Genomic DNA, 21,253 nt, shown 5'->3' on the forward strand with positions numbered 1-21,253 from the left:
GCGCCTTACTGAAAGACCGCGTTGGGGTTGTCGAGGCTGTCGGAGCCTTCGAACTCGATCGCCTCGAGGCCCAGATCGGCCACGATACGTTCGATCGTCGCGGTCTGGTCGATAAGGCCGTCGATGGCGTCCATCATCAGCTTTTCGCCTTCTTCATTGCCGGGAGCGAGCATCTGATCCACGGCCATACCGTTTTCGGCCGCGTCCGAAATCGCCGTCATGGCGGTCATGGTGGTGTCCAGCTTTTCCTTCATCTCGGCGTCGAGATCGGCGTTGGCTTCGGCCACCAGATCGGACAGCGACGGCCCTTCGACGACCGTTCCGTCCACGCGGGTGTAAGACCCGAGGTAGACGTTCTGCACACCGAGGCCGTCGTTGTAATGCGACCGATGGGTGTTGTCCGAGAAGCAGTCATGCTCTTCTTCCGGGTCGTTCAGCATCAGGCCAAGGCGCATACGCTCACCAGCCTGTTCACCGTAGGAGAGAGAGCCCATGCCAGTCAGGATCGCGATGATCCCGGCGTCTTCGTTCGCCATCACGGCTTCGCGGGCTTCGCCGCCCTGACCCCATGCCGCGACCATTTCTTCGAGGTCGGAAATGAGCAGGTCCATCGACGCTTCGAGATAATCGACGCGGCGGTCGCAGTTGCCATTGGTGCAGTCGTCGCCCTGAGCGAAATCGGAATAGGGGCGGTCGCCTGCGCCGGCGTCGGTGCCGTTCAGATCCTGACCCCAGAGCAGGAATTCGATGGCGTGGTAGCCACGCGCGACGTTCGATTCGATCCCGTCGGCTTCGTTCAGCGTGTCCGCGATCAGTTCAGGCGTGATGGACGAAGCGTCGACCTCTTGCCCCGCGATGGTGAGCTGCGGGTTCGCGATCACGTTGACCGCAGCGAAGGGGTTTTCGTCGGTGGCGCCGCCATAGCTTTCGTCGACATAATCGATAAGGCCCTCGTCCAGCGGCCACGCGTTCACCTTGCCTTCCCAATCATCGACGATCGGGTTGCCGAAACGGTATACTTCGGTCTGCTGATAGGGCTCGCGCGCCGCGACCCATGCCGCGCGTGCCGCAGCGAGCGTGTCTTCGGACGGGCTGGCGATCAGCGCCTCGACAGCATCGTTCAAAGCCTGCGCGGTGGTCAGGCTGTCTTCATAGCCCGCGTGTGCGATATCGGCGTAGGTCGTGAGCACTTCGCCCTTGGTTGCCGCAAAAGCCGGAACGGTGCCGAGGATCAGGCCAGCCGCCGTAAGTGTCGCGCGTTTCATCATATCAGTCCCTTTGGTCACTTCGTAATTCTGGTGCTTGGCCGAATAGCTGATTGATTTGGTCGGATATGTCAAGGAATGCCCGAGTAAAGTGATCGGGAATTTGGAATGGTTCCAATCAGAAACGAAAAAGGGCGGCCCAGCGGACCGCCCAGATGCGTTTTTCATGGCCTATGGCGTCAGAACAGGTCCGGCAGGAACAGAACGAGCGCCGGGAAGGCGATCACCAGCGCGACCACGAGGATGTCGGACAGCAGAAAGGGAATCACCCCTTTGAACACCTGCACGACGCTGACGTATTTGCTCGCCACGTTCTTGATGACGAACACGTTCAACCCGACTGGGGGCGTAATCATCCCGATCTCCAGCAGTTTCACCACCAGCACCCCGAACCAAACGAGGTCGATGTGCTGGGCTTCGAGCACGGGCAGGAACACCGGCAACGTGACCAGCATCGCGCCGAACGGCTCCATGAACGTGCCCAGCGCGAGGTAGATCAGAACGATGATGAACATCAGACCGACATAGCTGATGTCCGCCCCCGCGACGGCCTGCGCGATGAAGCTTTGCAGACCGGACAGGCCAAGGAACCGCGTGAACATCGTTGCCGCAAACCCGATGATGAGCAGCGATCCGGTGGTGGTCACCGTTTCGATCAGGGACCGCGAAATCGCTTTGCGGGTGAGCTTTCCGGTCGCGCCCGCGACGACGAAGGTGCCGAGCGCGCCGATGGCCCCGGCCTCGGTGGCCGTGAACAACCCGCTGAAAAGCCCGCCGAACACGATCAGGATGAGCACCAAAACGGGGAGGAGCGACAGGAACACGCGCGCACCCTCGCCTTCGTCCACTTCGGCGCGACGGGGGATGACGTCAGGCCGGGTCAGGCTGATGACAAGGATCACGAGCGTATAGGCGATTGCAGTCGCGATCCCGATACTGATGCCGCCAAGAAAGACCTTGGTGACCGAGGTTTCGGCGATGATGCCGTAGATAATCATCAGGATCGAGGGCGGGATCAGCGCCCCGATGGTGCCACCCGCCGCGATGGATCCGGACGCGATAGACGGTCGATAGCCCGCCTTGACCATTTCCGGGATCGCGATGCGTCCCATGGCCGCTGCCGTGGCGAGCGAAGATCCGGAGAGGGCGGCGAAGCCGGAACAGGCGAAGATGGACGAGATCGCCAGACCGCCGGGCAATCGGGCGAGGAACACCTTCGCCGCATCGAACAACCCCGCCGTCAGGCCGGTGTGAAACGCGACGAAGCCCATCAAGAGGAACATGGGAACCGCGCTCATCGTCCAGCTTGCGACGAAGCTGTAGGGCGTGTTCTCGAGGATGCCGAGCGCGGGTTTCAGCCCGATCATCGCCCAGATACCCGAAAAGGACACGAGGATCAGGGCAAGCGCGACGGGCAGACGCAGGACAAGCAGGATGGCGAGCGCGATGACGCCATAAATGCCGGTTTCGACGCTCATTCTGTGGCCTCATCCAGTTGCGCGGCAAGTGTCGGGTTCAGATAGCCGATCGCCAGCAAGGCGGAGATGACGGTCGCAAGCGTGAACCCGATCGGCGCGAAGTAGAACGAATGCCAGACCGGCATCTTGTAGGTCGCGATCTCGACGAGGGTACCGACCCGCGTTTCGGAAAGGGCCTTGTCCCAGTTGGTCCAGGCGAGAAAGCCATAGATCACCGACGCAACGACCATGACGAGTGCGTCGGAATACTGCCGGACCCGTTCGGACAGCGCGAAGTCGATCAGTTCGACCGAGATCATCTGTCGGCGAAGCTCCAGCCAGCCGAGCGGCAGAAACGCAAGCGCCGTCATGTAATACCGCGCCACGATTTCAGGCACGGTGTTCATGGAGATACGGAACAGGTTGCGCAGAACGACGTCAAGCGAGATGTGAAGCATCATGGCGACGACGGCGAATGCGCCGATATACCCCATCGTTCGGGCAATCATCCGCGCGATGGCGACCAGCTTTCCCATAGTGCGACCCCGAGATGAGTGGTTGGGGTGCCCCGGCCCACGAACAGGGCCGGGGCGTCGGCATCACATGCCGTAGGTTTCAAAGTCGACCTTGGACCAGATCTCGTCCCAGGCGCGGGCGGCGAGAGCTTCGGGGTCTTCACCCACTTCGGCCACGATCCCGTCCCACTTCTCGATCAGCGCGGCGAAGTCGGCGGCCAGCGGGTTGCTGTCGATGCGCGACTGCACGTCCTGTTCGGCGAAACCGTTCGATGCCGCGAGGAACTCTTCCGACGGTTCGGTGTCTTCGATCCCAGCCTCCGCCACGGCGGCGTTGGCTTCACCCGGCATCTGGTAACCCCAGCGGTCGGTCAGCTGCGGGTCGGCGCGGTTGGCGGCTTTGGCGAACTGGGTCCGCTGTTCCACCGACATATCCGCCCAGACATCTGCGGCGACGGTGAAGTTGGACGTCACGTGATAGGTGCCCAGCGGCACGCGCAGCACGTTGGTCGCCACGTCGACGAGACGGTAGGACAGCATGTCCGCGATAGACGCCATGGTGCCGTCGATGGTGCCCTGGCTCAGGGCTTCGAAGGTCTGGCCGACCGGCAGGTTCACCGGGGTCGCGCCGAAGTTCTCGGCCCAGCGCGAATACGGCGCGCCGCCCGAACGCAGGCGAAGGCCCTGAAGGTCTTCGATGGTGTTGACCGGCTTGGTGGTCATCAGCACGTAGACGTCAGACGACCCGGAACCCAGGAACACGCCGCCGAAAGCCTTGTATTCTTCCTGACAGGGCGCGCAGTTCACGACCCATTCGGTCATCGCCCAACCCATCGCGTGCGGATTGCGCCCGGCCAGGGCGAGGTCGCCCGCCACGCCGGTTTGCGGGAAGTCAGCCGCGAAATAGAGCGGGAGCGAGTTGCCGACGCCGGCAAGCCCGGTCTGAAGCGCATCCTTCATCTGGGGCAGCGAGACGACCTCGGGCCCGATGACGTTCGCGGTCATTTCGCCGCCGGTTTCCTCGGCGAGGAACTCGGCGAACTTACCGTACATATAGGCCGCCGGGTGCGCCGGAGGGGCGGCCGGGGCGGCGACGACGGTTTCGGCCTGCGCCGGAACCGCGAAGGCGAGGGCAGCGGCAAGGGCCGCACCCGTTACGTTCCAAGTCTTCATTGTGGTTCTCCTCCCAATCAGACGTCCTAAAGGTTCAGAAGACGCTTCGCGTTTTCCTTGAGGATGAGCGGACGTACCTCATCCTTGAATGGAGCTTTCTCGAAATCGGCCAGCCAACGGTCCGGCGTGATCGCGGGCCAGTCGGAACCGAAGAGCATCTTTTTCTTCAGCATCGAATTCGCGTATTTCACCAGAATTTCCGGGAAATACTTCGGGGACCAGCCGGACAGGTCGATGTAGACGTTCGGCTTGTGCTGGGCGACGGCCAGCGCCTCTTCCTGCCAGGGGAAAGACGGGTGGGCCATGATAATCTTGAGGTCGGGGAAATCCACCGCCACGTCGTCGATGGACATCGGGTGCGAGTATTTCAGCCGCATCCCCATGCCGCCGCGCATCCCCGAACCGACCCCCGTCTGCCCGGTGTGAAACAGGGTGATGACGCCTTCTTCTTCCAGCACTTCGTAGAAAGGATAGGCCATGCGATCATTGGGCCAGAAGCCCTGCATGGTCGGGTGAAACTTGAACCCGCGCACGCCGAAATCACGGATAAGCCTACGCGCCTCCCGCGCGGCCATCTTGCCCTTCCACGGGTCGATCGACGCGAAGGGGATCAGGATGTCGTCGTTCTCGGCGCAGATCTCGGCCACTTCTTCGTTCGAGTAGCGGTGGAAGCCGGTCTCGCGCTCGGTGTCGACCGGAAAGATGACGGCGCCGATCTTGCGCTCGCGGAAGTATGCGGCGGTCTGGCCGGGCGACGGAAGCATCCCGTCGGCCCCTGCGGGGTTGCCGAAATACTTGGCCATCCCGGCCTGAAACTCCATGTAACCGTCGTCACGGGTTTCGCCGTGTTTGCACGGCTCCTCCGCGTGGGTGTGGATGTCGATGGCGACGAGTTCGTCGACGTTCAGTGGCATGCGTTCAGTCCTGTGAATTTCTTGAGCAGCGAGGTCAGTTGATCCGCCTCTTCCTGGCTCAGGTTGTCTTTTTCGGTGAAGTTGAACGAAAGGAAGTTCTCGCGGTGCGCTTCGACAAAGCCGCTCCCCTCCTCGGTCAGATAAAGCCGCACCGCCCGCCGGTCCGACTTCGGCGTCTTGCGCGTGACGAGCCCGCGCTGGACCAGCCGCGCCGTGAGTTTGGTCATATGGGCCGGCTTGATCCGAAGCGTGTTCGCGATACTGCCCTGCCGCAGTCCGGGGTTCAGACCGATCACCCAGAGCACCGTGAACTCGCCCGGCTTCAGCCCATGGTCGCCCAGATTCTCGAAGAAGTTGTCGAACGCCTTGATCTGGGCCAGACGGATAAGGAAACCGAGCGAATCCGTGATGGCGCCCATCCGGATCGGTGCGTCTTCGGCTTCCTGTTCCATCGCGTCCCGCATCAGTCGTCCTTGGTCACCGCGACCTTGCCCGCTTTCTTGTTCAAGAATGCGTTCAGCCGCTCTTCCGCTTCCGGGCTCGTCGCCGTGAACGAGGCGATGAAGCTTTCCACGAACAGGCCATCGTCCGAGGCCATATCCTGAATGCGGGGCAAGGCATTGATGATCGCGTAGTTCGAGATTTCGGCATTGGTGGCCGCGTGCGAGGCCAGCGCGATCGCCTTTTCCAAAGCCTCGCCTTCGGGCACGACATACTGAACGATATTCCAGCGTTCAGCGGTGTCGGCATCGACCGCGCGACCCGTCAGCATCATGTCGGTCATCCGCGCCAGTCCCATAAGGCGCGCGGACCGGACCGACGCCCCGCCGCCGACGAAAATGCCGCGCTGGCCCTCGGGCAGCGCGAAAAAAGCCGACTTGTCGGCAACCCGCACGTGAACGGACGAGGCCAGTTCCAGACCACCGCCCACGACGGCGCCGTGAAGTGCGGCGAACCACGGCAGTTTGCCCTTTTGAATCCAGCCGAACACCTCGTGCCAGCGGCGCGATCCATGAACGCCCTCAAAAGGGGTCTTTTTCACATGCTCGGCCAGATCGAGGCCCGCGCAGAAATGGGTGCCATGCCCGTGAATCACCGCCGCTTTGGCCTCGGCTTCCGCCTTGCGCACGATCAGCGCGAGCTCTTCGACGAAGGCATCGGAAATCGCGTTACGCTTTTCGGGCCGGTTCAGGCCGACGAGCGCCACGTTCCCCCGCAGCTCGTAGGTGAGGTATTTCAGGTCCAACGATGTCCTCCCAACCGACTTTTCGAGTCGCGTTGAAACCACTATCCACGGATTTAGTTTCCGCGTAAACTAAATTTTGTAACGCGTCGGGAGGGACGCAAGGGAGGAATGAATGACGAAGGCAAAGCTGCGCCCTGTCAAACTCTGGCAACCGGACATCGCGTGGGAAGAATCGGACGATGGCACGATCTTGGTGCGTCAGACCGCGCCGTTGGGCGACTACCCCGACAAGATCACGGACCGACTGGATCACTGGGCGGATGTCGCGCCGGACCGTCTTTGGATGGTGGAACGGGGCGTCGGCGAGGCGGAGTGGACCGGGCTGACCTATGCCGAAGCGCGCGCTCAGGTCCGTTCGATCGGGCAGGCGCTTCTCGATCTGGGCCTTTCGACGGACAGGCCGCTTGTCATTCTGTCGGGTAATTCGGTCGCCCACGCGCTGATGGCGCTTGGCGCGCAGTATGTCGGCGTGCCCTCTGCGGCCATCGCCCCCGCCTATTCGCTGGTGTCGACGGACCACGGCAAACTCAAAGGCGTCCGGGATCAGATCACGCCCGGCGCGGTCTTCGTCGATGATTTCGCGCCGTTCGAGCCGGCGATTGCGAATGTCTTTCCAGAACTGACGATCATCGCGAAGACAGGCAACGAATGGTCGTGGAGCAGCCTGGTGAACACGCCGGTGACCGACGCCGTCGATGTGGCGAATGCGGCGATCACGCCCGATACCGTCGCGAAGTTCCTGTTCACCTCCGGCACCACCGGCAGCCCGAAAGCGGTCATCCAGACCCAGCGTATGCTTTGCGCGAACATCGAACAGGTGACGGATTGCTATGCCTACCTGCGGGACGAGCCGCCCATCGTCCTCGACTGGGCGCCGTGGAACCACGTCGCGGCGGGCAACCTGATGTTCAACATCGTGCTGCACAATGGCGGCACGTTCCATATCGACGCGGGGCGGCCCACCAAGGACATGATCGGAGAGACGATCCGAAATCTTCGCGATGTCTCGACGAACTGGTATTTCAACGTGCCCGCCGGGTTCGAGATGATCCTGCACGAGATGGAGCGCGACCCGACATTCGCCGATGCCTTCTTCCGCGACATGAAACTGATGTATTACGCCGGGGCGGCGATGGCCCAGCATACGTGGGACGACCTGAAAGCGATGGCCGTTCGCACGACCGGCGAGGAAATCCTGCTCGCCACCGGGCTTGGCGCCACGGAAACGGCGCCGTTCGTCCTGTTCCAGACCGAGCCTCAGGCAAGTCCGGGCAATATCGGCGTTCCCGCAAAGGACATCACCATCAAGCTGGTTCCCAACGAGGGCAAGCTTGAGGTCCGCGTCAAAGGCCCAAACGTGACGCCCGGCTACTGGCAGAACGAGAAACTGACCGCCGAGGCCTTCGACGACGAAGGCTTCTACATGCTGGGCGACGCGCTGAGGTTCGCCGCACCGGGCGATCCGTCCAAAGGGTTCTTCTTCGACGGGCGCGTGGCCGAAAACTTCAAACTCCAGACCGGAACATGGGTGTCGGTCGGTGCCGTGCGCGCGAAACTGACCGATGCGCTGGGCGGCCTTGCCCGCGATGTCGTGTTGACCGGCGACGGCGAGGAAAAGCTGGGTGCCCTTCTCGTGCCGTTCCGTCCCGCCATCGCGGCGCTCGTGCCGGGTGGGGCCGAGATGAGCGATGCCGATCTGTTCACCCATCAGGCGCTGCGCGACGCAGTCGCCGAACGGCTCGCCGCCTACAACGCGAAGGCGACAGGTTCGTCGATGCGGGTGCCCATCGCCATGGTGCTGGTGGACCCTCTCGACCTCGACAAGGGCGAAGTGACCGACAAGGGCTCGGTCAATCAACGCGCCGTCCTGCGCGAGCGCGCCGATCTGGTCGCCCGGCTTTACGAGGAGGGGCCCGAGGTCATCCGTTCAGGGCGCTGACGTCGATTGTCTTTGCCTTGCCGCGCCAATTGTATACATTTCAGTGTATACATGGGAGCGGTAGATGACTGAAACGCGCGGCAGCACACATGCGAAACGGGCAGCCTACGATCTGCGTCAGCGGATCGTGAAGGGCGAGTTGCCGGGCGGAACGCGGCTTTACGAGGTCGCCCTCGCGGAAGAACTGGAAATATCCCGCACGCCCGTGCGCGAAGCGATGAGCCGTCTTGCCGAAGAGGGCCTGTTGGAGCGCGCCCGGGGCGGGGGATTCGTCGTGCGGTCCTTCACCTATGCCGATGTCCTCGACGCCATCGAACTGCGCGGCGTGCTGGAAGGCACTGCGCTTCGGCTGGCGGCCGAGGCCGGCGTTTCGTCGGAAAAAATTCAGCATATCAAGGGTTTGATCGCGCAGATCGACGCGGGTTTCAGTGCTGCCGGCGATCCGCCGGACCTTGAGGCCTATTCGGGTCTGAACGAGCAGTTTCACGACGATATCGCGGATCTGTGCCCGTCGGGTATCGTCCGGTCCGAATTGCAGCGGGTCAAATCGCTTCCCTTCGCCTCACCCTCGGCCTTCGTCTTCCGTCGCCGCGAATCACAGACGATGACTCAGTCCATCGTGATCGCTCAGGCGCACCACCACGCTATGATCGAAGCGATCGAACGGCGGGAAGGCGCACGGGCCGAGGCGCTTGCGCGGGAACACGCGCTGATCGCCCGAAGAAACCTTGAAGAAAAGGCACTTGCGCCGGGCGAAGGCAATCCGGCGCTCGCTCTGATCGTCGATTAAGACCCGCCCGCGCATACATTCTGGGGCCGATTCAGCGCAGTTCGCCGGATTTTGCTTGCAAAATCGCGTCAATCGTCGTTCCATGTATACATTCTGATGGTAGGGAGGTCATCATGGCGAAGAGCCTTGAGCAAATCATGCAGGAGACGAACATCGTCACGCACCTGCGCAATTCCAAAATCGGCATGTACATCTATCCGGGCGTCGCCCCGGAGTTCACGAACTGGCGTTCGGAACAGATGGCATGGCGTGACTCGGTCGTTCTTTACGACCAATCGCACCACATGGACGAAGTGACCGTCGAAGGACCGGACGCGCAGGCGTTCCTCGCCCACGTCGGTATCAACGACTTCGGCAATTTCGACATGGGCCGCGCGAAGCACTTCGTGCCCGTGACCCCGGCGGGCCACGTGATCGGCGACCACATCATCTTCCGTCTGGACGAAAACAAGTACGTGACCGTGGGCCGCGCCCCGACCTCGAACTGGATCATGTTCCAGGCCGCGATCGGCAAGTGGAACGTCAAGGTTTCGCACGATCCGCGCTCGGATTCGCGTCCGGACGGCAAGGCGATCTACCGCACGCACTACCGCTTCCAGATCCAAGGCCCCGACGCCGACAAGATCTTCGAAGAGGTCAACGGCGGCCCGGTGCCTGAAATCAAATTCTTCCACGTCGACACGATCAACATCGGGTCGCGCAAGGTTCAGGCCCTGCGTCACGGTATGGCCGGTGCGCCCGGTCTGGAAATCTGGGGCCCCTACGCGGACAAGTCCTACATCCAGTCGACCATCGCCGAGGCCGCCAAAAAGGTCGGTGTCGAGATGCATTTCGTGGGCTCGCGCGCCTATTCGACCAACACCGTCGAATCCGGCTGGATCCCCTCGCCGCTGCCCGGCATCTACACCGGCGACGGCATGATGAAGGACTACCGCGAGTGGCTGACCGAACAGTCGTATGAGGCCGCAGGCTCCATCGGCGGGTCCTATGTCTCCGACAACATCGAAGACTACTACGTGAACCCGTTCGAACTGGGTTACGGTTTCTACATCGGCTGGAAGAAGGACGACTTCATCGGCAAGGACGCCCTGACCAAGATGAAAGGCGCCTCGTCCAACCGCAAGAAGGTCACCTTCGAGTGGAACGCGGAAGACGTGATGAAGGTCATCGCTTCGAACTTCGCGCCGGGCGAGAAGAACTACAAGTGGATCGACTTCCCGCAGCCCAACTACGCCTCGTCCACCGCGGACAAGGTGATGCAGGGCGACAAGATGGTCGGCATGTCGATGTTCAACGGCTACTCGTTCAACGAACGCTGCCTGCTGTCGCTTGGCGTCGTGGACCAATCGGTCGAAGTCGGCGATGTGCTTGAAATGGTCTGGGGCGAGCCCGACGGCGGGTCCAAGAAGACCTCGGTCGAGCCGCATGAGCAGACCACGATCCGCGTTCGCGTGTCGCCGACGCCGTATTCGACGGAAGCGCGCACCAACTATGCCGACAGCTGGCGCACCAAGACCTGATCGGTCTGGCCAAGCTTTCCTGCGGCGGGATGGGTCATCCCGCCGCAGACAACCCCGAGATGCCTTGTTCAAGCGGTAATCATCGGGGAAGAATAGACAAACCTTATGGGACAACGCTGAATGTGACTTGACCGGCCCCACGGCTCCCATACCGTGCGGCCACCTCTATAGCCCGAATTCGGGCGCGACATCTGACTGGGAGGACTACAGATGATCCAAGGAAACATTTTCCGCACTGCCGCCGCAGCCGCGGCCGTCACGGTGGCAGGCATGGCTCCAGCCCTTGCCGAAACCGTAAAGTTTGCGCACTGGGTTCCGCCCGCGCACACCCTCACCGCTTCCACCATCGAACCGCTTCAGGCCGCCGTCGAAGGCTCCGGTCTTGAGATCGAAGTCTACCCCGGTGGTGAGCTTGGCGCCGGTCCGCTCGAGCAATACGTCCGCGTCGTTCAGGGCGTGGCCGACATCGTGTGGGGGCTTCAGGGCTATACCTCGTCTCAATTCCCGCTGACCATGGTGTCGGAACTGCCGGGCGCCCTGCCCGAGGGCATGACCGGCTACGACATGCTGTGGAACGCCTATGAGGCCGGGCAGCTCGACGGCGAGTTTCCGGGCACCGTTCCGCTCGCCCTGTGGCTGTCGGAACCGAACATCTTCATCATGAAAGACGTCGACGTTCGCACGCCCGCCGACCTTCAGGGTCTCAAGATCCGCGTGTCGGGTTCCGCTGCGGCGGCCGCCGTCGAAGCCCTTGGCGCGACGCCCGTCCAGATGCCCGCTGGCGAAATCTACAACTCGCTCCAGACCGGCCTGATCGACGGTGTCATCACCGGCGCCTCCGCCGTCGGCGACTTCAAGCTCGACGAAGTGGCGAACAGCTACACGCTCAATGCGCCGCTCGGCCACATCTCGTTCTACGTCGTCATGAACAAGGCGAAGTACGAAGGGCTGCCCGCCGAGATGAAGGAAGCCATGGACTCGATCATCGGCCGCAAGCTGTCGCAGTCGGCGGAAGAGGGCTGGAACGCCCGCGCCGCGAGCGTGATCGAAAGCCTCGAAGCCGCGGGTGACAACACCGTCTATACGCTGTCGGACGACGAGCGTGCCGCCTTCGAAGAGCTGACCTACCCGATCCGCGAGAAAGTCGTCGGTGAAGTGGGCGGCGAGGACGTGCTCAAGACCATGCAGGGCATGTAAGCCTTGGGCGCACGCGTAAGCACCTGGGCAGACGGGCTTATCCGCCTGTCTGCCCTTGTCGGCACCATCGGCCTCGTCATCGAGGTGGTGGTGATCCTGATCGACGTCATCGGCCGTTTCTTCGGCAGCCCCCTGACCGGAGCGCAGGACATCAGCCAGATGAGCATGGTCCTGATCGTGTTCGGCGGCATGGCGCTGTGCGACAAGATCGGCGGTCACGTGAACGTCGACCTTCTTGAAAACGCCATGCCACGCTGGATGATCTGGGCCGGCGATTTCGCCTCGGCCGTCATCGGCGCGGTTATCTTCATCGGGATCGCATGGACCACTTGGTCTTCGATCTACCTGATGCGGTTCCAGCTTGGTGTCGTTCAGAAAACCAACATCATTGACCTTCAATTCGACTGGTTCAAAGGCGCCATCGTCGTCATGTCGATCATCACCGCAATCGGGATGATCCTGCGCGCGATCGGATTGGTCCTGACCGGCGACAACGGTCAAGAATCTCGAGGCCACGCATGAGCGTTGAAATGATCGGCCTGCTCGGGCTGGTGGCGTTGTTCGTCCTGCTCGGGCTGCGCATCCCCGTAGCCTTCGCCATGTTCACCGTCGGGTTCATCGGCAACATGATCCTGAACTCCCCGCAGGCCGCGATGAGCCAGCTCGCCTCGGACAGCTTCTCGCTTGCCGCGACCGTGGAACTGGTCGTCGTGCCGCTCTTCATCCTGATGGGCAACGTGGCCACCGAAACCGGGATGAGCCGTAAGCTTTACGATGCCGCCTATGCCTGGATCGGATCGATCCGGGGCGGGCTGGCCTCGGCCACCGTCGTCGCCTGTGGTGGGTTCGCCGCCCTGTCCGGCTCGTCCGTCGCGTCGGCCCTGACCATCGGGCGCGTGTCGCTGTCGGAGATGGAGCGGTTCAAATACGACAACCGCCTGTCGACGGGCGTGGTTGCGGCCGGCGGGACGCTCGGCATTCTGATCCCGCCTTCGACCGGGTTCGTGATCTATGCGCTGCTGACGCAGCAATCCATCGGCCGCCTGTTCCTCGCGGGCGTTCTGCCCGGCCTTCTGCTTTTGTCCATGTTCATCCTGACGATCCTCGTCATCACGTGGTTCAAGCCGGAGATGGGGCCGAAAGGCCCGAAAACGACCCTGTCCGACAAGATGCGGTCAACGGGTGGCGCGACCCCGATCCTGCTGGTCATCGTGCTGACCATCGGCGGCATCTACACCGGCATCTTCTCGCCCGTCGAAGCCTCGGCGGTCGGCGCGGGCCTCATCATCCTGATCGGCGCACTGTCCGGCAAACTGACGCTCAAGACGTTCTGGAAAGCTGCGCAGGACAGCGTCGTGACCACCGCGACCGTCATGCTGATCCTGATTTCGGCCTACATGATCAAGACCTTCCTCGCCCTCAGCCACATTCCGCAATGGCTTGGCGGGTTCCTTGAAACCGCCGACATCTCCACGCTTGGCGTCTTGTCGATCATGCTGCTGATCTACCTGATCCTCGGCTGCTTCCTCGAAGGGTTCGCGATGATGGTGCTGTCGATGCCCATTTTCTTCCCTGTGGTGCAGCAGCTTGGCATCGATCCGATCTGGTTCGGTGTGCTGGTCGTTCTGACGTTGGAAATGGGCCTGATTTCACCGCCCGTGGGATTGAACGTGTTCATCGTGAAAAGCGTGGCGCCGAACGTGTCGCTCGGACGGATGTTCCGGGGCGTGGCACCCTTCTGGCTGGCCATGTTCATCACGCTCATCATCCTCGTCGCCTTCCCGCAGATTTCGCTGATCCTGCCGGACACGATGATTAACTGATGACCGCGATCCTGATCCCCGGCCTGCTGTGCGACGGGTTCTGCTGGGAACCCGTCACCGCCAGAATGCCCGCCTACGTGGCCGAAGTCTCGTCGCAGGACCGGATCGAGCAGATGGCGGTCGATTGCCTTGCCATCGCCGAGGGGCCGCTCGAGGTCGCCGGGCATTCGATGGGGGCCCGCGTCGCGATGGAAATGGCGCGGATCGCACCCGGGCGCGTGCGCAAACTCGCGCTTCTCGACACAGGTTTCGGGCCGCTCAAGGACGGCGAGACCGAGAAGCGGGCGGACATCGTGGCCTATGCCCATGAACACGGGATGCAGGCCTTGGCCGACCGATGGTTGCCGCCGATGGTGTATGAACCGAACCAGACGCCGACGCTCATGGGTGCTTTGACCGAAATGGTCCTGCGCAAGACGCCTGAGCAACATGAACGGCAAATTCATGCTTTGGTGCACCGGCCCGATGCCTCGGCGTATCTGGATCAGATCGCCTGTCCGACGCTGGTGATGGTCGGGCGGCAGGATGCATGGTCGCCCGTCGAACAGCACGAGGAGATGGTGAAGCTGATACCCGACGTGCGGCTGGAGATCATCGAAGAGGCCGGCCATTTCGCGCCTGTCGAGCGCCCGAACGAGGTCGCGGACCTTCTGGTGCCGTTTCTGAAAGGGTAACCTTATGTTTTTTCTCATGGAAAACATCCATCACCCCGGCAAACAGGACGAGCGGGACCGCCTGCGACCCGATCACCGCGATTGGGTCGGGTCCGGGGGAAACGGGCTGTGTTCGGTCCTGATCGGCTCGGCGCTTTGGAATGACGACGGGGACGCGATCGGTCACTGGGGCGTGCTGGAGGCCGACACGCTTGCGGATGCACGCACTTTCGCCGAAGGCGACCCGTTCTACACGCAGGGGGTCGTCGCAGACCTCAAACTGACCCGTCTGGCGGACGGTTTTCAGGCCCAGCGCATATCGGAGCGCATGAGTCCCGCGATTCCGTAACTGGACCCACACGGGCCGGGGCGCTATGTGCAGGGAAACCGCACATGAGGCCTGCCATGACTTTCGACCGTTCCATCAAGATCGCCCCGTCGATCCTGTCCGCCGATTTCGCCAACTTCGGCGAGGAAATCCGCGCGATCGAAGCTCAGGGCGCGGACTGGGTGCATGTCGACGTGATGGACGGGCATTTCGTTCCGAACCTCACCTTCGGCCCGCCCGCCGTCAAAGCGTTCCGCCCGCATGTGAAGACCGTCATGGACGTCCACCTCATGATCGCGCCGGTCGACCCCTACATCGACGCCTATGCCGAGGCGGGGGCCGATATCCTGACTGCGCATATCGAGGCCGGGCCGCACACCCACCGGACGCTTCAGGCCATTCGGGGCGCGGGAATGAAGGCGGGGGTCGCGCTCAACCCCGGCACGCCGGCGGACGCGGTCGAGCACCTGCTGGATCTGACCGACCTGATTTGCGTGATGACCGTTAACCCCGGTTTCGGCGGTCAGAAGTTCATCGACATGACCGCCAAGGTGCGCCGCCTGCGTGAGATGATCGGTGATCGTCCGGTCCACATCGAAATCGACGGTGGCGTCGATCCGACGACGGCCCCCTTGGTGGTCGAGGCGGGTGCGGACGCGCTCGTCGCCGGGTCCGCCGTGTTCAAGGGCGGTTCGGTGGGCAATCCGGACGTTTACGGCGACAATATCCGCGCCATCCGCGCGGCGGCGGAAGGCGCGCGCAAGGCAGCCTAGGCCGCGCCGCCTTTTTCACGCAGAAGGTCTAGGACCGTGCCCGACAGGTAACCGTCGGGCACCAGCCCTTCATCGGTCTGGAAAGCGCGCACGGCGCGGCCCGTGTTGGGGCCGCGCATTCCATCGACGCCCTGCGTCGAATAGCCAAGACCGCTGAGCAGTTCCTGCGCCTCGCGCACCTCGCTTCGGGTCAGAACGCGATCATCGAAAGGCCATGGTTGCACCAGCCCCTTGTGGCCACCGATCCGGTCAGCCAGCACTCCGACACCCAGCACATAGGCTTCGGCATTGTTGTAGCGAAGAAGCGCATGGGCATTGCGCAAGAGCATGACGGCCACTCCGCGCGCCCCTGCCGGCAGCAGGATCGATCCGACGCCATAATCCGGCAGCCTGTCCCCCGTCACGGTCCGAACACCGCGATCATCCCAGAACGGGGCGCCATGCGCCTGATCCATTCCGACGAGCGCATAGTCGAACCCTTCCGGCAACGACACCTCGTAGCCCCAGGGCTGCCCCCGCCGCCATCCGTGCTTGGACAGGTAATTCGCGATGGACGCGACCGCGTCGGTCGGGTCGTTCGACCAGATGTTCTTGCGCCCGTCGCCATCGAAATCGACGGCGAAGTTCAGAAAGCTCGACGGCATGAATTGCCCGTGACCCATCGCACCGGCCCATGACCCGACCATCTTTTCGGGCGTCGTGTGGCCGGATTGAAGGATACGAAGGGCTGCGACCAGTTCATCCTCGAAAAACGCCTGCCGGCTGCCGCGCCACGCCAGCGTCGCGAGGGCGGACAGGATGGGCACCGAACCCCGGTTCACGCCATAGCCGGATTCCAGCCCCCAGATCGCGGCGACGACTTCGGGTTCTACCCCGAACCGGCGCTCGATCTCGATGAACAGTTCCCGGCGCTTGCGAAGGGCGGTGCGGCCATTGCGAACACGCTCCTCCGATGCGGCGATGTCGAGGTATTCCCAGATCGGCAGGACGAATTCCGACTGGTTCATCTGCCGTTCGACGACATCGGGCAGGAACTGCGCGGACCCCATCGCCTTGTCGAAAACGTCTGCCTGGATCATGCGACCCAGCGCGCGCGGGCGAACCACGCGCGCAATCCAGTCATGGAAATCCGCCTGACTTATGTCAGATTGCGGGACGGTCATGCTCCAACTCCTCGCGTCGCCGGAGCGACGTTCTTATTTCCGCGTTCGACGCACCTTGGCACGTGTTTTCGCTGATTTTTTTCCGGCTCGCGCAGGTTTTCTCCTTACGCCTTTCCCGCCCGGGGTGCGACCTGTCGTTTTGACAGGTTTGCCAGCAACTTCAAGAAGCTGGAACATGAGACCACCTGTCACAGGCACCGCTTCCGAAAGCCTGACAAGGACCGGAAGGCCCACCGTCAGCTCCAATCCGGAGCGCTCGCCGACAAGGCTCTGCGACGGCTCTTCGTAGCGGAAATATTCCGCCCCGATGCTTGAAACCGGCACCAATCCATCGGCGCCTGTTTCATCGAGCCTGACGAAAATCCCGAATCGTTGGACGCCCGCGATGCGCCCGGTCATCTCGTTCCCGACGCGATCCGACAGGAAGGCGGCAAGGTAACGGTCGGTCGTATCGCGTTCCGCTTCCATCGACCGCCGCTCGGTCTGCGAGATATGGGTCGCCGTCGCCTCCAACTGGTCGATGTCGTCCTGCGACAGACCATCGGTGCCCCAGTTGTGCCCCGAGATCAGCGCGCGGTGCACGATCAGGTCGGAATACCGGCGGATCGGCGAAGTGAAATGCGCGTAGTTCTTCAACGCCAGACCGAAGTGGCCGAAGTTCTGCGGGAAGTAATAGGCCTGCGTCATCGACCGCAGCGTCGACATATTGATGAGTTCGTCGAATTCGCTGCCTTCGGCCTGAGACAGAAGTTGGTTCAGGTGCCGGGTCTGAAGCACCTGCCCTTTCGCCAGCGTGAAGCCCGAGGCTTGCGCCACCTCCCGCAAGGCTTCGAGTTTTTCCTGCGATGGTTCCTCGTGCACCCGATACAGAAGCGGGCGGCCAAGCCGGTTGAGTTCCTCGGCCGCGGCGACGTTGGCCAGAACCATCATTTCTTCGATCAGCCTGTGGGCGTCGAACCGTTCGGCGAACCGCACGCTTTCGACCTTGCCTTCGTCCGAGAGCACGATCTTGCGCTCCGGCAGATCGAGGTCGAGCGGCTGACGCGCCTCGCGCGCCCGGCGCAGGGCAAAGTAGGCGTCGTAAAGCGGCGTGATGACCTCATCCATGAACGGCGCGACCTTGTCGTTCGGGCTGCCGTCCTGCGCCTGCTGCACCTCGCCGTAGTTCAGAGAGGCGTGAGATTGCATTAGGCCGCGAATGAACGAATGGCTTTTCTTTTCGCCCTGCGCGTCGATGACGATCCGGGCCGCCAGCACGGCACGCGGCACGCCTTCGTGCAACGAACAGAGATCGCCGGACAGCCGGTCCGGCAGCATCGGCACAACCCGGTCGGGGAAATAGCTGGAGTTGCCGCGATTGCGCGCCTCACGGTCCAGGGCGGACCCCGGCGTGACGTAATGGGCCACATCCGCAATGGCGACCCAGATGACGAAACCTCCGGGGTTCTTCGGGTTGTCGTCGGGATGGGCATAGACCGCATCGTCGTGGTCGCGGGCATCATGCGGGTCGATGGTGATGAGCGGCAGGTGACGCAGATCTTCGCGCCCTTTCAGTCCCGCGGGCTTCATCTTGTCGGCTTCCGCGATCACCTCATCCGGGAATTCATCGGGAATGCCGTGCTGATGAATGGCGATGAGCGAGACGGCACGCGGCGCGGTGGGGTCGCCCAGACGCGCGACGATCTGCGCGCGCGGCAGGCCCATCTGGCCTTTCGGGCCGGATTGCTTGGCCTCGACCAGCTCACCATCCGTGGCACCGTTCACGGCACCTTCCGGCACCATCCATTCCTTGTCCGATCCCTTGTCGACGGGAATGATCCGCCCGCCTTCGTGGCCTTTGCGGTAGATGCCAAGGATGCGGCGGGCGTTCTCGCCGATCCTGCGAATAAGCCGCGCCTCGTAGTCGTGGTCGCCGCCATCCACCTCGGTCATCCGACACAACAGGCGGTCGCCCTTCTTCAGCGCGGGATCGCCTTGCTTTGCCACGTACAGCACGCGCGGCTTGTCGCCCTCCCCCTGCCACTCCAGCGGGTCTGCGAAGATGTCGCCGTCAGGCGTGATCTCGGACACTTCGAGGATCGACACGGGCGGCAGTTTGTCCGGATCGCGATAGGTCTTTTTCCGCTTTTCCAGATGCCCCTCCGCCTCAAGCTCCTTGAGCAGGCGCTTCAGGTCGATCCTGTCCTGCCCCTTGATGCCGAAGGCCCGCGCGATATCGCGCTTGGAGGTCTGGGTCGGGTTCTCGGAAATCCACGCGAGGATTTCCTCTTTGCTGGGAATACGTGCCATGTCATCGGCGTATCACGGCGCCACGAGGCCGTCAGTCGGAAAGTCGTGCGAGATCCGAGGCCGTATCGACGTCATCCAGCAAAGGCAGGTAGGCAGGCGGCGGGCAGGTCGCCAACGTGTCGGACAGGGCGTTTTCCGTAGACCAGCGGACACCTTGGAACAGGTTTGCCGGTATGGGCCGCCGGGTGTCGAGGCCGATGGCCCAGAAACCCCCGTCGCTTGCGGGACCGATCACTGCCTTGTGCCGCGCGATCAACTCGAACCCCCGTGCGACGTGATCGCGGGTCAGTCCGGGGATATCCGTGCCGACGACAAGCACCGGGCCGGGCGGGGCCACCCTGAACGCACGCGCCATGCGATCACCCAGGTCACCCGGTCCTTGTGGAATGCGGAGGGCACGTGGAATCAAAGCCGACGTCATGGCGCGGTTCGGCGCAACCGCCAGCACGACCGTCCATCGCTCATGCGCAAGCGTGCGAACCATGGTTGCGATCCGGTGGCGAACCCAGAGTGCTGCGGGCAAAGCGCCGATATCCGCAGCCAGCCGCGTCTTGACCAGACCCGGTCGCGGTTCCTTGCACATGATGACAAGCGTGTGCGCGGCCATATGCCGACCTCCATTCGGACCGCCAATGAGGCATGGTTCCGCCGGAACAGCCAGCGGAAAGACGCAGGTCGCGGCCGGGCGCCGGAGTTGATCCGCAGAACCGCGCGCCGTATCACGAAGGAAACGGAGGCTCCCATGGCGAACCATCTTTACAAATGCGATCTGCCGGACGGGCTCGACCTTGGCCCCGTTGTGGCCATCGATTGCGAGACAATGGGCCTGAACCCCCACCGGGACAGGCTTTGCGTCGTCCAGATGTCGGGCGGTGACGGCCACGCACATATGGTGCAGGTCGAACGGGGACAGACCGAGGCGCCGAATTTGACCGCGATGCTCACCGATCCGAACGTCCTGAAGATCTTTCACTTCGGCAGATTCGATATCGCCGCCCTGCTCAATGCGTTCGGCGTCGTCACCGCGCCGGTCTATTGCACCAAGATCGCGTCCAAGCTGATCCGAACCTACACGGACCGGCACGGCCTTAAGACCCTGCTCGAAGAGATCCTCCGAATCGATATCTCTAAGTATCAGCAGCAGACGGACTGGGGCGCGCGGGAACTGACCGAAGCGCAGCTCGACTATGCCGCATCCGACGTTCTTTACCTGCATCGCCTGCGCGAAAAGCTGGACGGGCGGCTTGCCCGCGAAGGCCGGGCGGAGCTTGCTCAGGCCTGCTTCGACTTCCTGCCCGCGCGTGCGCAGCTCGATCTGGCCGGTTGGCCGGATACCGACATCTTCACTCACTAAAGGCTGCCTTCGCAGCATCTTATGTGGATTGACATGGGTTCAAATCGGGCGCTGAATGAAGTTGATGCATGAGTACGCGCCACTTGTTTCGTGCTGCAAGAGAACCACTCGCAGCACGTCATGCGCCCAGGGAAACCGGGCGGCGCGCCTCGCACAACTCCCTGAAATCCGTCCCTTTTTCGTGTCTTTGCGCGCGTCGCGCTAAGGCTCGGGGGCATTCCATCCAAGAGGAGGAAACATGCAGTATCAAATCAGTGGCAAGCAGATCGACATCGGCGAGGCGCTTCAGGTCTATGTGAAAGACGGACTGGGTGCCGTGGTCGAAAAATACGCCGAACGGCCGACCGATGCGCATGTGATTTTCTCCAAGGTGGCGAGCGAATTCTCATGCGAGGCCATCGTGCACCTGTCGACCGGCCTGACGGCGCAAGCCTCGGCCAAATCGCACGATATCCACTCGGCTTTCGACCAATGCGCTGAAAAGATGGAGAAACAGCTTCGCCGTTACAAACGCCGTCTGAAAGACCATCACAAAGCGCGCGTTGACCCGGTTGAAGTTTTCGGAGGGGCCTCGTATATCCTCGCCGCGGAAGATGGGTCCGACTCGTCGGAACCCGAAGGCATGGAGCCAATGATCATCGCCGAGATGGAGACGCGGATCCCCGCGCTTTCGGTTGGCGAAGCGGTCATGCAGATGGAGTTGGCCCATGCGCCGGTTCTGGTCTTCCGCAACGAAAAATCGAACGGCGTGAACGTTGTGTATCGCCGTGAAGACGGAAACATCGGTTGGATCGACCCCGGCAACCTCGCCTGAGTTTGGCAGGTTAGAGCAGGAACAGGCCCGGGTCAGCAAG

21 protein-coding genes are annotated in these 21,253 nt (G+C 62.5%); 11 read left to right on the plus strand and 10 right to left on the minus strand.

The features are described 5' to 3' along the window. Positions 1-5: 5 nt before the first annotated feature. The 7 genes from RB2654_RS13265 to RB2654_RS13295 all read right to left on the minus strand — a co-directional run bounded on the left by RB2654_RS13265 (position 6) and on the right by RB2654_RS13295 (position 6,570). Positions 6-1,265 (minus strand): imelysin family protein, encoded by a 1,260-nt coding sequence (locus tag RB2654_RS13265; RefSeq protein ID WP_040885700.1) that lies wholly within the window; start codon positions 1,263-1,265, stop codon positions 6-8. A 179-nt stretch (positions 1,266-1,444) separates the two neighbouring features. Beyond that, the gene (locus RB2654_RS13270; RefSeq protein ID WP_008332371.1) at positions 1,445-2,743 is read right to left on the minus strand and encodes a TRAP transporter large permease; all 1,299 of its coding nucleotides are present in this window, start codon (positions 2,741-2,743) and stop codon (positions 1,445-1,447) included. Next, positions 2,740-3,258 carry a TRAP transporter small permease gene (locus RB2654_RS13275; protein ID WP_008332373.1) on the minus strand — a complete coding sequence of 173 codons (519 nt, stop codon included), beginning with the start codon at positions 3,256-3,258 and terminating at the stop codon, positions 2,740-2,742. Before RB2654_RS13275 ends, RB2654_RS13270 begins: the two co-directional genes overlap by 4 nt. Before the next feature lie 63 nt (positions 3,259-3,321). After that, positions 3,322-4,410, minus strand: a complete 1,089-nt coding sequence (dctP, locus tag RB2654_RS13280; protein WP_008332374.1) for a TRAP transporter substrate-binding protein DctP — start codon at positions 4,408-4,410, stop codon at positions 3,322-3,324. A gap of 26 nt (positions 4,411-4,436) precedes the next feature. Next, entirely contained in the window at positions 4,437-5,324 is an 888-nt protein-coding gene (locus tag RB2654_RS13285; protein WP_008332376.1) for a 4-hydroxyphenyl-beta-ketoacyl-CoA hydrolase, read from the minus strand. Further along, a complete protein-coding gene (locus RB2654_RS13290; protein WP_008332377.1) occupies positions 5,315-5,788 on the minus strand; it encodes a MarR family winged helix-turn-helix transcriptional regulator in 474 nt (157 codons plus the stop codon). Before RB2654_RS13290 ends, RB2654_RS13285 begins: the two co-directional genes overlap by 10 nt. Continuing rightward, a complete protein-coding gene (locus tag RB2654_RS13295; RefSeq protein WP_008332379.1) occupies positions 5,788-6,570 on the minus strand; it encodes a crotonase/enoyl-CoA hydratase family protein in 783 nt (260 codons plus the stop codon). The genes RB2654_RS13290 and RB2654_RS13295 overlap by 1 nt, the downstream gene beginning before the upstream one ends. A 112-nt stretch (positions 6,571-6,682) precedes the next feature. Here RB2654_RS13295 and RB2654_RS13300 point away from each other — a divergent pair, with 112 nt between their 5' ends. The 9 genes from RB2654_RS13300 (at position 6,683) to rpe (ending at position 15,593) form a co-directional block, all read left to right on the plus strand. Continuing rightward, entirely contained in the window at positions 6,683-8,509 is a 1,827-nt protein-coding gene (locus RB2654_RS13300) for a feruloyl-CoA synthase (protein WP_008332380.1), read from the plus strand. 64 nt (positions 8,510-8,573) lie between these two features. Next, positions 8,574-9,299, plus strand: a complete 726-nt coding sequence (locus RB2654_RS13305; protein WP_008332382.1) for a GntR family transcriptional regulator — start codon at positions 8,574-8,576, stop codon at positions 9,297-9,299. 113 nt (positions 9,300-9,412) lie between these two features. Beyond that, positions 9,413-10,819 (plus strand): vanillate/3-O-methylgallate O-demethylase, encoded by a 1,407-nt coding sequence (gene ligM, locus RB2654_RS13310; RefSeq protein ID WP_008332384.1) that lies wholly within the window; start codon positions 9,413-9,415, stop codon positions 10,817-10,819. A gap of 210 nt (positions 10,820-11,029) precedes the next feature. Further along, positions 11,030-12,016 carry a TRAP transporter substrate-binding protein gene (locus RB2654_RS13315; protein ID WP_008332390.1) on the plus strand — a complete coding sequence of 329 codons (987 nt, stop codon included), beginning with the start codon at positions 11,030-11,032 and terminating at the stop codon, positions 12,014-12,016. A gap of 3 nt (positions 12,017-12,019) precedes the next feature. Then, positions 12,020-12,538, plus strand: coding sequence for a TRAP transporter small permease (locus RB2654_RS13320; protein ID WP_008332391.1), 519 nt, complete (start codon positions 12,020-12,022; stop codon positions 12,536-12,538). Next, entirely contained in the window at positions 12,535-13,839 is a 1,305-nt protein-coding gene (locus tag RB2654_RS13325) for a TRAP transporter large permease (protein ID WP_008332393.1), read from the plus strand. The genes RB2654_RS13320 and RB2654_RS13325 overlap by 4 nt, the downstream gene beginning before the upstream one ends. Beyond that, complete coding sequence (locus RB2654_RS13330) at positions 13,839-14,513, plus strand: alpha/beta fold hydrolase (protein ID WP_008332395.1); 675 nt, start codon at positions 13,839-13,841, stop codon at positions 14,511-14,513. Before RB2654_RS13325 ends, RB2654_RS13330 begins: the two co-directional genes overlap by 1 nt. A 4-nt stretch (positions 14,514-14,517) precedes the next feature. Then, positions 14,518-14,841, plus strand: a complete 324-nt coding sequence (locus RB2654_RS13335) for a YciI family protein (RefSeq protein WP_008332396.1) — start codon at positions 14,518-14,520, stop codon at positions 14,839-14,841. A 56-nt stretch (positions 14,842-14,897) separates the two neighbouring features. Next, positions 14,898-15,593 carry a ribulose-phosphate 3-epimerase gene (rpe, locus tag RB2654_RS13340; protein ID WP_008332398.1) on the plus strand — a complete coding sequence of 232 codons (696 nt, stop codon included), beginning with the start codon at positions 14,898-14,900 and terminating at the stop codon, positions 15,591-15,593. Here the strand turns inward: rpe and RB2654_RS13345 are convergent. From RB2654_RS13345 to RB2654_RS13355, 3 genes are read right to left on the minus strand one after another with little or no spacing between them, the layout of a single operon-like run. Beyond that, a complete protein-coding gene (locus RB2654_RS13345; protein WP_083783394.1) occupies positions 15,590-16,756 on the minus strand; it encodes a lytic murein transglycosylase in 1,167 nt (388 codons plus the stop codon). The genes rpe and RB2654_RS13345 overlap by 4 nt on opposite strands. A 33-nt stretch (positions 16,757-16,789) precedes the next feature. Continuing rightward, positions 16,790-19,045, minus strand: a complete 2,256-nt coding sequence (rnr, locus tag RB2654_RS13350; protein WP_008332401.1) for a ribonuclease R — start codon at positions 19,043-19,045, stop codon at positions 16,790-16,792. Between the two features lie 31 nt (positions 19,046-19,076). Continuing rightward, positions 19,077-19,652, minus strand: a complete 576-nt coding sequence (locus RB2654_RS13355) for a TIGR04282 family arsenosugar biosynthesis glycosyltransferase (RefSeq protein ID WP_008332402.1) — start codon at positions 19,650-19,652, stop codon at positions 19,077-19,079. A 135-nt stretch (positions 19,653-19,787) separates the two neighbouring features. Between RB2654_RS13355 and RB2654_RS13360 the strand changes: the two genes are divergently transcribed. Next, the gene (locus RB2654_RS13360; RefSeq protein ID WP_008332403.1) at positions 19,788-20,399 is read left to right on the plus strand and encodes a ribonuclease D; all 612 of its coding nucleotides are present in this window, start codon (positions 19,788-19,790) and stop codon (positions 20,397-20,399) included. A gap of 238 nt (positions 20,400-20,637) precedes the next feature. After that, positions 20,638-21,213, plus strand: a complete 576-nt coding sequence (hpf, locus tag RB2654_RS13365; RefSeq protein ID WP_008332404.1) for a ribosome hibernation-promoting factor, HPF/YfiA family — start codon at positions 20,638-20,640, stop codon at positions 21,211-21,213. Positions 21,214-21,253 lie beyond the last annotated feature (40 nt).

Origin of the sequence: Maritimibacter alkaliphilus HTCC2654 (assembly GCF_000152805.1) — a bacterium.
GTDB lineage: Bacteria > Pseudomonadota > Alphaproteobacteria > Rhodobacterales > Rhodobacteraceae > Maritimibacter > Maritimibacter alkaliphilus.

Excerpts from the sequence above, each read along its gene's own strand:
- RB2654_RS13265 (WP_040885700.1), bottom strand. The coding sequence starts at position 1,265 with ATGAAACGCGCGACACTTACGGCGGCTGGCCTGATCCTCGGCACCGTT.
- RB2654_RS13270 (WP_008332371.1), bottom strand. The coding sequence starts at position 2,743 with ATGAGCGTCGAAACCGGCATTTATGGCGTCATCGCGCTCGCCATCCTG.
- RB2654_RS13275 (WP_008332373.1), bottom strand. The coding sequence starts at position 3,258 with ATGGGAAAGCTGGTCGCCATCGCGCGGATGATTGCCCGAACGATGGGG.
- dctP (WP_008332374.1), bottom strand. The coding sequence starts at position 4,410 with ATGAAGACTTGGAACGTAACGGGTGCGGCCCTTGCCGCTGCCCTCGCC.
- RB2654_RS13285 (WP_008332376.1), bottom strand. The coding sequence starts at position 5,324 with ATGCCACTGAACGTCGACGAACTCGTCGCCATCGACATCCACACCCAC.
- RB2654_RS13290 (WP_008332377.1), bottom strand. The coding sequence starts at position 5,788 with ATGCGGGACGCGATGGAACAGGAAGCCGAAGACGCACCGATCCGGATG.
- RB2654_RS13300 (WP_008332380.1), top strand. The coding sequence starts at position 6,683 with ATGACGAAGGCAAAGCTGCGCCCTGTCAAACTCTGGCAACCGGACATC.
- RB2654_RS13305 (WP_008332382.1), top strand. The coding sequence starts at position 8,574 with ATGACTGAAACGCGCGGCAGCACACATGCGAAACGGGCAGCCTACGAT.
- ligM (WP_008332384.1), top strand. The coding sequence starts at position 9,413 with ATGGCGAAGAGCCTTGAGCAAATCATGCAGGAGACGAACATCGTCACG.
- RB2654_RS13315 (WP_008332390.1), top strand. The coding sequence starts at position 11,030 with ATGATCCAAGGAAACATTTTCCGCACTGCCGCCGCAGCCGCGGCCGTC.
- RB2654_RS13325 (WP_008332393.1), top strand. The coding sequence starts at position 12,535 with ATGAGCGTTGAAATGATCGGCCTGCTCGGGCTGGTGGCGTTGTTCGTC.
- RB2654_RS13330 (WP_008332395.1), top strand. The coding sequence starts at position 13,839 with ATGACCGCGATCCTGATCCCCGGCCTGCTGTGCGACGGGTTCTGCTGG.
- RB2654_RS13335 (WP_008332396.1), top strand. The coding sequence starts at position 14,518 with ATGTTTTTTCTCATGGAAAACATCCATCACCCCGGCAAACAGGACGAG.
- rpe (WP_008332398.1), top strand. The coding sequence starts at position 14,898 with ATGACTTTCGACCGTTCCATCAAGATCGCCCCGTCGATCCTGTCCGCC.
- RB2654_RS13345 (WP_083783394.1), bottom strand. The coding sequence starts at position 16,756 with ATGACCGTCCCGCAATCTGACATAAGTCAGGCGGATTTCCATGACTGG.
- rnr (WP_008332401.1), bottom strand. The coding sequence starts at position 19,045 with ATGGCACGTATTCCCAGCAAAGAGGAAATCCTCGCGTGGATTTCCGAG.
- RB2654_RS13355 (WP_008332402.1), bottom strand. The coding sequence starts at position 19,652 with ATGGCCGCGCACACGCTTGTCATCATGTGCAAGGAACCGCGACCGGGT.
- RB2654_RS13360 (WP_008332403.1), top strand. The coding sequence starts at position 19,788 with ATGGCGAACCATCTTTACAAATGCGATCTGCCGGACGGGCTCGACCTT.
- hpf (WP_008332404.1), top strand. The coding sequence starts at position 20,638 with ATGCAGTATCAAATCAGTGGCAAGCAGATCGACATCGGCGAGGCGCTT.